This is a genomic window from Lyngbya sp. PCC 8106, from assembly GCF_000169095.1.
Classification (GTDB): Bacteria; Cyanobacteriota; Cyanobacteriia; order Cyanobacteriales; family Microcoleaceae; genus Capilliphycus.
This window is the reverse complement of the sequence record NZ_AAVU01000048.1, coordinates 41,460-52,818: the sequence shown is the minus strand read 5'-3', so window position 1 is coordinate 52,818 and position 11,359 is coordinate 41,460. Positions and strand designations below refer to the sequence as shown.

Genomic DNA, 11,359 nt, shown 5'->3' with positions numbered 1-11,359 from the left:
TCTATTGTGTCACATTAAGCTACTCTTTTAAAGAAAACCCCGCTACGGATTGAGAAAATAACCTTCTATTCTAACAACCAATCAAAGACTTGACCTAACGTGAGTTGTAGTTCATGTGCAAACTCAGGAACCGGAAGTTGTTGTTCGGGTTCATCAAAGACTGCGGGTGCTTGTGTGGGAAGATAAACGAATATTGTTTTTTCTTCTGGGTCAATTAACCAGCCCATTTGAGTTTCAAATTTAAAACAATTTAATATTTTTTTCGTTACTTTTGTTTGACTTTGATTGGGTGAAAGGATTTCAATAATCCAATCTGGAGCCAATGGAAATATATTAGCTATTTCACCTATTTCATCACGAGCAATTCGACTCTGTATAAATACAGAAATATCTGGTACTATTGATCTTTGACTAAACGTACATCGCAACTCTGAAAAAGCCCGAGCAATTTTTTGGGGTTTTAATACAGTATTAATTGTAGTTGATAATTCGGTTTGAATAGTGCTATGTTTTCCTTGTGGCATTGGTTTTTGAATAATCTCCCCATCAAAATACTCGCTTGCAGGTTCAGTTTCTTCTAACTGGATAAATTCATCTAGCGTTATTTTTTTTGTCTGTGTTTGTACCATTTTTATTATTGATTTAATCTTGAAAAAAGTGTTTTAATTTCAGTCCAAAAATGAGGTGGGCATTGCCCACCCTATCTTAACACTAAACCTTAAACTTCTCCGTAATTCGTTTCATCGCCTCATTGACATTTTCTCGGCTATTAAAAGCAGAAATGCGGAAATATCCTTCGCCCGCAGCCCCAAATCCAGAACCCGGCGTTCCTACAACATTACAAGTTTGGAGTAACTTATCAAAGAAATCCCAACTCGATAAACCATGAGGTGTTTTTACCCAAACATAGGGCGCATTAACACCACCATAAACGGATAGACCTGCTGCTTTTAATTGTTCACAAATAATCGTGGCATTCTTCATGTAGAAATCAATTAAAGCCCTGACTTGTGCTTTGCCATCAGTGCTATAAACCGCTTCTGCACCTCGTTGAACCACATAAGAAACTCCATTAAACTTCGTAGACTGACGACGGTTCCACAACTTCCAAATCTCCACATCTGAACCATCAGAAGCCTTCGCCTTTAAGCTTTTGGGAACCACTGTTAAAGCACAACGAGTTCCGGTAAATCCTGCATTTTTAGAAAAAGATCGAAACTCAATTGCACAATCTCGCGCCCCGTCTATTTCATAGATAGAATGAGGTAAACTGGAATCCGTGATAAATGCTTCATAAGCGGCATCAAAGAAAATAATTGCGCCGTTGGCTTTGGCGTAATCAACCCAAGTTTTTAGATAGTCTTTAGTCGCTGTTGCGCCTGTTGGGTTATTGGGAAAACACAAGTAAATTAAATCAACTTTTTGACTAGGAATTTCTGCCGTAAAGTTATTTTCTGCGGTGATTGGGAGATAAACTAAACCGTCAAATTCACCTCGTTCATTAACCGAACCTGTATGACCCGCCATAACATTTGTATCGACATAAACCGGATATACGGGGTCAGTAACAGCAATGATATTATTTTTGCCAAAAATATCAAGAATGTTGCCTGTATCGCATTTAGAACCATCAGAAATAAAGATTTCTGACCCATCGACTTCACATCCTCTCGCTTGAAAATCCTCTTGGGCAATTTTGTCCCGTAACCACCCATAACCCTGTTCCGGGCCATAACCTTTGAACGTGTTGCGATCGCCCATTTCTTCAACCGCTTTGATCATCGCCGTGCGACAGGCTTCGGGTAAAGGTTCGGTGACATCACCAATTCCAAGTTTGATGATTTTGGCGTCAGGATTTGCTTCGATAAAGGTATTCACCCGTCGGGCGATTTCAGGAAAGAGGTAGCCTGCTTTGAGTTTGAGGTAGTTGTCGTTAATCGTTGCCATTTTGAATTCTTACAAATGCTGTTAAATAGCTTACAACCAACTGTTACCGATTCATCAAAAATCTCGCGTTTTCTGTAACTGGGCGTTCAGTTGGGTGCTGATTTGTACTATTGTGCCATGCCAAGCTACCTCTAGTTTCAGCGATCGCCAATTTTTGTTTAAAATGAGTCATCAAATGAGTCATCAAATTAGCGATCGCCTTCTCTATCAATCTCTAAAAACTAGGCAAAGTCTCGTAACATTTTTTTGATTTCTATGCTATGCAATTCTTCTTGACCAATCAATGTTCGAGCATATTCTTCGATATAAATACTGGAATCTTCTACCACATCAAGCAAGTCTTTATAGAGTGAAAGTGCTTTTTTTTCATGGCTGAGACTTTCCTGTAAAATATCTTTGACTGTATGCTGAAATGTTTCCTCAATGGGAGCAATTTTTTGGCTGGGGTGTCCTTCTAAACCCGTGAGAATTTCTCCCGCTTGTTGAGCATGAAGTAGAGATTCTGTAGCTTGTGCTTGAAAAAATTGTACAATAGACAAACGATTTGGCCCCGTTACCATTAAAGAATAATGTGTGTAGCGGACAACTCCTGCAAGTTCAAATTCCATGATGGTATTGAGCAGGTTGATTGTTTTTTCTGTGTCAAGTTCTTTCATCAGTCTTGTTTAATGTGGGTGTACTGCAAGTTATGGCAAATTTTTTCAATCATAGGCTGAATTTTCCCTCGTAAGCAGTGGTCTATGATACGAGCGGAAAATACGAGCAGTTGAGGCTAAATTTGCTAGACTCTACCTGTGGAAATGGTTTATCATGCTTTGAGATTGTTTGCTCAAAATATAATAAAGTCTTAATGGAATATCTGAACTTTCACCTTTTTTCCAACCAATAAGTCGTCATTTCTCCCCAACCTTTAACTTGAATTTGTCCACGTTTCTCAAATAAATATTTATTTTTTAAGCGTTCGTAGGTTGTTTCTGTCACTTGAATTTTGTTGGGTAAGCCTGATGATTCCATCCTAGAAGCAATATTAACTGCATCTCCCCAAAGGTCATAAATAAACTTTTTCATCCCAATCACACCCGCCACAACTGACCCCGTGTTAATACCAATTCTAAGTTTTAATTCTTCATTGTATTTGGCATTAAAGTGAGTAATTTCTCTTTTTAAATAGGGCGCGAAGTTCGGCTTCGGATGCTTCTAAGTTGGCTTGAGTTATTTGTTTCGATTGGGAAGTTCGGTGAGTGAATCATGTAATGCCATTTTCAACAATTTTGAATGAGAAAATTATCAAGTAGCTTGAATGTGGTTTTTAACCTGTTGTTCTATTTGCTGTTTGAGTTGAAGAATCGTTTGTTGAGCGGTAATAATTTTGATCTGATGTTGAATTCTAGCTAAGACTTCCTCGACATAAAAAGGTTTGGTAATATAATCTGCCCCCCCAACTTTAAAAGCCTTTGCTTTGTCTTCAATCTCATTGGTTGCACTCAAGAAAATAATCGGAATATGAGCAGTTTTAGGATTAGATTTAAGTGTTTTACAGATTTGATAACCACTCATATTTGGCATTCTAATATCAAGTAAAATCAGAGTCGGTTCAATACTTTCAATGGCTCTCAATGCCATCACGCCATTTGTTGCTTTTCGAGTTGGGTATCCATGATCTGCCAAAATACTGGACAACAGACGAATATTTTCAAGTACATCATCCACAATCAAAATATCGACAGTCATTTCGACTAAAAGGTTGTCATCAAACATCTTCATATCATTCGTTACTTTTTCTGAAATTAGTTGAGTTGAATATTGCATGAGTTTTCCTTAAATACATTCTCCAAGTTTACGGATGAATTAATAACATAATTTCGTCAAATTGATAGGATTCCACTAAGGCTGCTAACTCTTGAATCAATACCGAGTGTTCAGAGGGAACTTGCTTAATCAGATTTAAACAGATATCATCACTACCTTGAGCAGCAGCCTGGTAAAATTGATCAATCCATTCTGAGGACATCATCGCTAAATCTATTCTTTTTAACGGGTGATTAGATTGATTTTGGGTAGACTCGATCTGATCTTTTTCAGTCTGCTGATAACAATATTCAGCCCCTAGATAAAGGCTTAAGGTTTCTAACAGTTCTTCTCGCTGAAAGGGCTTACTGATAAAGTCATCACAACCCAGAGTTAAACATTCCTCTCGCTGTTCAGTAAATGCACTGGCGGTAATTGCAATAATGGGGATATGAGGATGATCTGGTGTGAACTCTCGCTCAAATTCTCTGATTTTTTGAGTAGCTTCATAACCATTCATAATAGGCATTTGCATATCCATAAAAATTAAATTTGGATGCCACTCTTGCCAAATCTTAATTCCCTCTTGACCCTGTTCAGCGACTTTGACCTCAAAACCAATTTCACTTAATAAAGTCAATAATAAAAGACGATTGACTGGATGATCTTCAACAATCAAAATCCGATAATTGGGTTGTCCCGGTGCTAAACCTGACACCTGACTAATATCAGGAGATGGAACAGTTGGGGTCGCTTCAACGACAGAAATAGGAAGCGCAAAGCTAAAACAACTCCCTTTTCCGACTTCACTCTCAATGGTGATTTTACCACCCATCATCTGCACAAAATTCTGTGAAATTCGTAACCCTAAACCCGTACCCTCTTGGGATTCTCGCCCAGTTTTTGTTTGTTTAAACGCCTTAAATAAATCCTGAACTTCTTCCGGGGGAATTCCTGGCCCTGTATCTTCGACAGCAAAAATCAGAGTATTTAGCTGTTCTAATTCTTGATTTATAACTCGCAGGGTAACATTGCCTTTGTTTGTAAACTTAATTGCATTACCCAGAAGATTAATCAAAACCTGACGAAGTTTATTTTCATCGTTTTTAATAAATGGCGGAACCTGAGAATCAATCTCAAACCTTAGAGATAAATTTTTGGCTTGAGCTTTAAGTTTCAACAGGGTTTCTAGAGAACACAGCAACTGATAGAGATCAAACTCTGTTTCATTTAAGGTGGTGCGTCCGGCTTCGATTTTAGACAATTCTAATACATCATTAATTAACCCGAGTAAATGTTCACCACTTTTGTTGACAATCTTAATATATTGTTGATGATCGGCTTTCAAAGAAACATCTCGCTGCATCAGTTGAGTGAAGCCCAAAATAGCATTGAGAGGAGTACGCAGTTCGTGACTCATATTGGCTAAAAACTCACTTTTGGCTTTATTAGCCGCATCCGCTGCTTCTTTTGCTTGTTTGAGTTCTTCAGCCTGGTGTTGAGTGTGAGCAAACAGTTCGGCTTGTTGCACTGCTACCCCAAGCTGATTACTAATTTGGGTAATAATCTTTACTTCTTCTTCTTGCCAAGCGCGGGGATGACTATTTTGATAAACCCCTAACAATCCCCAAAGTTTTTTACCACAAAAGATTGGTGTAATGGTATAAGCTCGGGCTTGTAATTGTTCTAAAAATTCTAGATAACAAGAGTCAAAGCCGGCTTGATAAATATCAGGAACCCAGGAATAATTGTTTTTTAGACGATCAATTCCGCCTTGATTGTTTTGTAGATAGGTGTCTTGAATGAGTCCATCAGAACTTTGAAATTTAGCCACTGCACAATCATCTTTATTGACTGTAACCTGAGTTAGTTCAGGGGTATTGGCTTGATCTGAAAATAAGATCTTCCAACCCGGAGCAACCGACTCGGAAACGATATTTCCACTCCAGTCAGTATTAAAGCGATAAATTAACACCCGATCACAGCCAATTGCCTGAAGTAACTCTGCTGTCGTCACCTGAAAGATAGTTTCTAAATCTAGAGTTTGACGCATTTTAGAAATAATACGAGTGGTTGCCTTCTGTCGTTGTACCATTAATTGGATCGCTGCTTCTACTACAATTCTTTCTCTAATTTCGGTTTCGAGAGTTGTATTTGCGGCTACCAGTTCTGCGGTTCGTTCCTCGACTCGAAATTCTAACTGTTCATAAGCACGACGTTTCTCTTCTTCGGCCCATTTGCGTTGCAATTCAGTCGCCGCACGCGCTGCAAAAACAGACATAATGGCTCGGGTTTGTTTATCTGTCTTTAGGGGGTTGACATCAAGAATAGATAGGTTACCAATTACCTTTTGATTCGCATCCAACAAAGGAACACCGATGTAGCTTTCGGCGTTGAGTTGTCTGAGTAGTGAATTATTGGGGAAAAACCGTTGCAAATCTTTTGGATAATAACAAAATTGTTGAGTTTTGATGACAATATTGCAGGGTGTCTCGTTGTTGCATTCAAAATTGCTGGTTAGATGATCTCCAGACCAAAATGCAACGCTACGCAAGCTCTGTGTCGGTTCATTAACTTTCTCACAGACAAACACATAGGGAACATTTAATGCGGTGGCAAGGTTCTCCACCAAAGCCGGAAAGAAATCTTCCCCAGTCACTGAAGCGGTTCCCGATAAGATACTTTGCAGAGTTTCATCAATTCGTTGTCGTTCGGCAATTTCCTGTTCTAACTGTTGATTAACTGCTTCGAGTTGTTCAGGCGATCGCAAAGCGAGAAATTTCGGTAATAATTCAACTAATTGTAAAGCGGTGTATACAGAAACCAACGCCGTCAAAGCCCGTTCTAGCCCCGATATCCAATAATACGGATACCAAAGCGTCAAAATATCGAGTAAATGCCCAACACCGCAAAGAATGATAAAAGCACCGAATAAGACAAAGACGCTGGAAAAAGGCAGATCACTCCGTTTGCGAACAAAGTAGATCAACATCGCCGGAATCGAAAAATACGCAATGGCGATCAGGGCATCACTGACCAAATGCAATCCCACAAGAGGAGTCTGCCAAAGATAACAATGGCCGTGTGGTATGTAAGAATGGGCAGATAACAGATTTTCTAACCCGTGTAACACTGTTGTCTTCTCCTTAAAGATTCTTTAAACTCATATCAAGGCAAACGGCTCAAACGTTTTGATATCCACACCCTTCTATTTCTAGTCTTCATTCTAGCTTGGCATTGAAAAATACTGATGACCATCCCAGATAGAACTTTAAGTCGGAAACTTAAGAATTGAGTCTTGATTATACCGATGGGAGAGACAGAAATTTGTACAATTTATCTCAATGATGATATTGAATGTTATAAACAATTTTGATTTGTATATTGCCTGTGCTTCCTTCTGAAAATATTCCTGAACCCGAACCCAAGCGAAAAAGAGGTGTCATCCTCAGTTCAAAAGGTTGGCAACGTCTACAAGCAGCAGAACATCTATCGTCTGTACGAGAAAATGCAGGTCATGGCTATACTTTAGAACAGTTAAGCACTCACACCGGGCTGAGTACCAAATGAACAACGACGTAATTTAAGACGACAACAGTTATTATTAGGAATCGTTAGTTTAATGATGATCATCGCCGTTGGACTCGGACTCTTTGCCAACCATTGAATCTGACAATGCTAAACTTTGTCAAAGAATGAACAAAAAAGAGTAGGAATTTCTCTCCATCATCTCCCCCTAAATCTCATCTCCCTCTGAACTCTATTAATCATCTGTCGCAAATAATTACCAATTTTCTATACCCTAAGCAGACTTCGTGAGACAATGGTTAGAGACAAAACTGGGAAATGCTCAAATGTTTAAACGAATTACAGCTATACTTTTTGTCATTATCAGCCTTACCCTCGGTGGTTGTGTTTCAATCGGTGCCGCCGGGTTGAATTCTTTTGTCGATACGACAGATGGCTACGAATTTCTGTATCCCAACGGTTGGGTTCAGGTGAACGTTTCTGATGGGCCGGATGTCGTTTTTCACGATATGATCGAACAAACTGAAAATGTGAGTGTCGTCATTAGTCCCATTCCAGATAACAAAACCCTGGATGAAATTGGTACCCCGACTGATGTTGGATACAAACTCAGTAAAAATGCGATCGCACCTCCGGGATCAGGGCGGTCAGCGGAATTAGTCAATGCAGAATCTCGTCAAAAAGGCGAAAAAACTTACTATTTGTTGGAATATGCGGTGACACTTCCGAATCAAAAACGCCATGATTTTGCCAGTGTTACAGTGAGTCGAGATCAACTGTTTACTTTGAATATTTCAACTCCTGAAAAACGTTGGGAAAAAACCCATGAACAACTTGAACAAGTTGCAAGATCCTTTAATGTCTATTAGTGGAGACGTTTTGTGAATGATCAGACGTTCCTTGTGAACGTCTAAACTCTTTATACAATTTAGAATCACAAGTTTTCAGCAGATGGCAACGGAAAATCAGATCACTTTTATTTTAGCCTCTGCTTCCCCTGCCCGTCGTCGTTTATTACAAAATCTTGGCATTCCGGCGAGAGTTTGTCCGAGTGGTTTTGATGAGTCACAAATTCAGTTAAATAATCCGGCTGAACTTGTCAAAACTCTCGCCCGTTGTAAGGCGGAAGCGGTAGCCAATCTACTCACAACAACATTATCAGATTCGATTCCTCATTCAAACTCTGCTGTGATTTTAGGCTGTGATTCGGTTTTAGAAGTAGATGGGGAAATCTACGGAAAACCTGAAAATAAAACAGAAGCGATTGCCCGTTGGAAAGTTATGCGATCGCACTATGGTAGACTATTTACAGGTCATGCGTTGATTGATGTCGGACAACAAAAAACTCTCGTTTATTCTCAGGTGACAACGGTTTATTTTGCGTTAGTTAGTGATGCTGAAATAGAGGCTTATGTCGCCACAGAAGAACCCCTAAATTGTGCGGGATGTTTTGCGATCGAAGGAAAAGGAGGGGTATTTATTGAGAAAATAGAAGGTTGTCATACTAATGTGATTGGGTTGAGTTTGCCTTTACTGCGAAAAATGTTGCAGGAATTAAAACATGATGTGACTGAGTTTTGGCAAGCTGAAAATCCAGAGAAATTCTATACTTCTAACGGTGATCCGAAGTTTGATTGATAACCTTAACAATTCTCCCCTTACCTTTGAGAATTGGGGGTTGGGGGAGATGTTATCGTTCTAGGTTGACTGAAATCTTAACAAGTTTTGACTATCCTAACAAACAAGCGAGGGGAAACAGGAAATATTCTAAGAAAAACAACTTCCAAATAAACTGATAAAAATCAGCAATGGCTTCTTTTTTTTCGAGATCAACTTTTGTACTTCGCCACCACAATAATGCTAATATAACAACATGACTACTGACTAAAAAGATCGAATTCACCCAATTTTGTAAAAAGAGTGGCGAGAGGATGATCCCGAGATAACAGACTGTTAACACCCAACGGGATAAATTAAAAACGGCAACCGTTCCTAAACGGATGGTAAAAGTGGTAATTTTATATTGGCGATCGCCTTCGATATCGGGAATATCTTTGAAAATTGCGATCGCAAAGGTGAAGACTAAAATGAACAGCGTTAATGTTAAAATGGGGGGAGTTAAACGGGGAATTTCTCCGGTGATTCTTCCAGATAAAACCCAACTCAAATGCAAATAAAGCCCTAAGTTGACAATCACACCCCGCACGGTGAAAATGCACAACGCTGCCCAAAACGGAAATCGTTTGAGGCGAATTGGCGGTAAGGAATAAGCAGTTCCCATAGCAAGGCTAATTCCGACTGTTGCTAAGAGAAACTTGCCTTGTAACGCGGCTAAAGTAATCGCGAGTATTCCGGTGGTGATGATGATTGCTTTGGCTTGAAAGGGCGAATATTCACCGGATGCTAAGGGTAAATGAGGCTTATTAATCCGATCTATTTCAACGTCTTCGAGTTGGTTGAGTCCCACAATATAAATATTGCCACACACACAAGCTAACCAACTGAAAATCACACTAACGAGGACAGTGGGTATAAAATCTCCATTATCCCATATTCCATTAATTTTATCACTCCAGGCAACAAGAGTCAATCCCAACACACTAAAAGTTGTCCCCAAAATTGTATGAGGGCGGGAAAATTTCCAAAAGGAATAAAGCCAAGGCGTGTATTTTTGGACTAGATTAACTTTAGAAATAGTCAAGGTTTGCTTAGAACTTTCGGCCATAATTGAGTGATGATTTAAAGAACTGAACCTAGATACTATAGCTTATGTTTTACTTGATGTATAGTAAACTCTACAGAGGATTATAAAGAATAAAAAATACTTAAGATACAGAGATTCGCTTGCTTTGTGTCTTGGTGATGAGTCTCCCCCTCAAAGCAATGTTCTCGTGGACTTTTATTCCGCCACTGCCCCTAAAAACATTTCCTTGACTTGATTATTTTGAAACTCAAAAATCAACCCTCCATAAACCGAACCAGCGACGAAATAATCAGAAGAAATTGGGGCGGCTGCATCTTCTTCTGGGGCGTAGGCTTGTTTAACTTTTGCTGAAGAATCTCCAATACCAACACCTCGCCTAGTTTTGAGTTGAGAAGGGGCTTGAACTCGAATAGAACTAACAATAGCAGAACCTTCTTCGGTTTCGGCTGCCATATTTAAGGTAATTCCTTGTTGGGGATAATTCCAGTTTTGATGATACAAACCATCCGCCCCCCAAAATTGTTGTTCTCCTTTGCTTTCGACTTCTCCGAGGGTTTGCGTGACTTCGGCTGCGGTTAAACCAATTTTCAATTCTCCAAATCCTTCCGAGTTGAATAAATCAAAATTTTGAGAAATTTGAGACTCTAAACGTGAGGATAAAGCAACAGTATTTAAGGCTAAAGCCGTCGATAATCCGAGAAAAAAGGTAGTTTCTGTTAGCAAAAATACAGTCATTAAAGTCGAAAACTTTTTCATGTTAACGCCGTTCAAATAAAACACGATAAACAGGTTCTCCCCGAGATATAGTCGAACGTTCTCGTTCAGAGGGAAGGGGAAGGGGATTTTCATAGAGCCAATCTTTTCCTAAACGTTGAAACCCGGGATGTTCAGAAAATAAATCGCACATTTGTTCAACGACTTCTTTAACATCTGACTGAATAAAGACTTCACCGTTAATTGTCAGATAATCGGCAATTTCTGCAACCAACTCCGGTTGAACAATACGACGGCGTTGATGACGTCTTTTGAACCAAGGATCAGGAAATTGAATACTCACTCGCTGTAAAATCCCCGCAGGTAAAGTTTCGAGGATCGGTTTTAAAGAATTATTAGCATTACAAAATAAATAATGTAAATTCGTTAATCCTTCTTCATCTCGCCATTGATTCGCTTCATCAACTAACGGTTCTCGAATTTCCAGTCCGAGATAGTTCCAACAGGGTTCGATTTGCGCTAAATTCCAAAGTAACCGCCCTCGACCACAACCGAGATCCAGATGTAAAGGCTGATGAACTTTAGCATAAATTTTCGTCCAGTCGGGCGGATGAATTGGAACTTGATATTTTTGAGCTAAGGGATTAACGTGTTCACGAACTCGAACTCTTCCCAATG

General features: G+C 39.4%; 11 protein-coding genes and 1 pseudogene. 3 read left to right on the top strand and 9 right to left on the bottom strand.

The window, feature by feature from the left end:
• Positions 1 to 65: 65 nt before the first annotated feature.
• From L8106_RS24485 to L8106_RS24460, 6 genes and pseudogenes are all read right to left on the bottom strand, one after another.
• Complete coding sequence (locus L8106_RS24485) at positions 66 to 629, bottom strand: Uma2 family endonuclease (RefSeq protein WP_009787192.1); 564 nt, start codon at positions 627 to 629, stop codon at positions 66 to 68.
• A gap of 82 nt (positions 630 to 711) precedes the next feature.
• Positions 712 to 1,947: an LL-diaminopimelate aminotransferase gene (locus tag L8106_RS24480; RefSeq protein ID WP_009787191.1), complete on the bottom strand. Its 1,236-nt coding sequence runs from the start codon at positions 1,945 to 1,947 to the stop codon at positions 712 to 714.
• A 221-nt stretch (positions 1,948 to 2,168) separates the two neighbouring features.
• Positions 2,169 to 2,603, bottom strand: coding sequence for a bacterioferritin (locus L8106_RS24475; protein WP_009787190.1), 435 nt, complete (start codon positions 2,601 to 2,603; stop codon positions 2,169 to 2,171).
• A gap of 211 nt (positions 2,604 to 2,814) precedes the next feature.
• Positions 2,815 to 3,105: pseudogene (locus L8106_RS24470) on the bottom strand (adenylate/guanylate cyclase domain-containing protein); the annotation flags it as partial.
• Positions 3,106 to 3,234: 129 nt separating this feature from the next.
• Positions 3,235 to 3,756, bottom strand: coding sequence for a response regulator (locus tag L8106_RS24465; RefSeq protein ID WP_009787188.1), 522 nt, complete (start codon positions 3,754 to 3,756; stop codon positions 3,235 to 3,237).
• A gap of 28 nt (positions 3,757 to 3,784) precedes the next feature.
• A complete protein-coding gene (locus tag L8106_RS24460; RefSeq protein ID WP_009787187.1) occupies positions 3,785 to 6,868 on the bottom strand; it encodes a GAF domain-containing hybrid sensor histidine kinase/response regulator in 3,084 nt (1,027 codons plus the stop codon).
• Positions 6,869 to 7,125: 257 nt separating this feature from the next.
• Between L8106_RS24460 and L8106_RS24455 the strand changes: the two genes are divergently transcribed.
• The 3 genes from L8106_RS24455 to L8106_RS24445 all read left to right on the top strand — a co-directional run bounded on the left by L8106_RS24455 (position 7,126) and on the right by L8106_RS24445 (position 8,901).
• Positions 7,126 to 7,305, top strand: a complete 180-nt coding sequence (locus L8106_RS24455) for a hypothetical protein (RefSeq protein WP_009787186.1) — start codon at positions 7,126 to 7,128, stop codon at positions 7,303 to 7,305.
• 284 nt (positions 7,306 to 7,589) lie between these two features.
• Complete coding sequence (gene psbP / locus L8106_RS24450; RefSeq protein WP_009787185.1) at positions 7,590 to 8,132, top strand: photosystem II reaction center PsbP; 543 nt, start codon at positions 7,590 to 7,592, stop codon at positions 8,130 to 8,132.
• Positions 8,133 to 8,214: 82 nt separating this feature from the next.
• Positions 8,215 to 8,901 (top strand): nucleoside triphosphate pyrophosphatase, encoded by a 687-nt coding sequence (locus tag L8106_RS24445; protein ID WP_009787184.1) that lies wholly within the window; start codon positions 8,215 to 8,217, stop codon positions 8,899 to 8,901.
• 91 nt (positions 8,902 to 8,992) lie between these two features.
• Here the strand turns inward: L8106_RS24445 and L8106_RS24440 are convergent, their stop codons facing one another.
• The 3 genes from L8106_RS24440 to trmB form a co-directional block, all read right to left on the bottom strand.
• A complete protein-coding gene (locus tag L8106_RS24440) occupies positions 8,993 to 9,988 on the bottom strand; it encodes a homogentisate phytyltransferase (protein WP_009787183.1) in 996 nt (331 codons plus the stop codon).
• 174 nt (positions 9,989 to 10,162) lie between these two features.
• The gene (locus tag L8106_RS24435) at positions 10,163 to 10,723 is read right to left on the bottom strand and encodes a hypothetical protein (RefSeq protein ID WP_009787182.1); all 561 of its coding nucleotides are present in this window, start codon (positions 10,721 to 10,723) and stop codon (positions 10,163 to 10,165) included.
• A gap of 1 nt (position 10,724) precedes the next feature.
• Positions 10,725 to 11,357, bottom strand: coding sequence for a tRNA (guanosine(46)-N7)-methyltransferase TrmB (trmB, locus tag L8106_RS24430; protein WP_009787181.1), 633 nt, complete (start codon positions 11,355 to 11,357; stop codon positions 10,725 to 10,727).
• Between the last annotated feature and the right edge of the window lie 2 nt (positions 11,358 to 11,359).

What these genes read in the sequence shown, in the direction of transcription:
- L8106_RS24445 (WP_009787184.1), top strand. Translation starts at nt 8,215, where the DNA reads ATGGCAACGGAAAATCAGATCACTTTTATTTTAGCCTCTGCTTCCCCT.
- psbP (WP_009787185.1), top strand. Translation starts at nt 7,590, where the DNA reads ATGTTTAAACGAATTACAGCTATACTTTTTGTCATTATCAGCCTTACC.
- L8106_RS24440 (WP_009787183.1), bottom strand. Translation starts at nt 9,988, where the DNA reads ATGGCCGAAAGTTCTAAGCAAACCTTGACTATTTCTAAAGTTAATCTA.
- L8106_RS24485 (WP_009787192.1), bottom strand. Translation starts at nt 629, where the DNA reads ATGGTACAAACACAGACAAAAAAAATAACGCTAGATGAATTTATCCAG.
- L8106_RS24480 (WP_009787191.1), bottom strand. Translation starts at nt 1,947, where the DNA reads ATGGCAACGATTAACGACAACTACCTCAAACTCAAAGCAGGCTACCTC.
- L8106_RS24435 (WP_009787182.1), bottom strand. Translation starts at nt 10,723, where the DNA reads ATGAAAAAGTTTTCGACTTTAATGACTGTATTTTTGCTAACAGAAACT.
- L8106_RS24465 (WP_009787188.1), bottom strand. Translation starts at nt 3,756, where the DNA reads ATGCAATATTCAACTCAACTAATTTCAGAAAAAGTAACGAATGATATG.
- L8106_RS24475 (WP_009787190.1), bottom strand. Translation starts at nt 2,603, where the DNA reads ATGAAAGAACTTGACACAGAAAAAACAATCAACCTGCTCAATACCATC.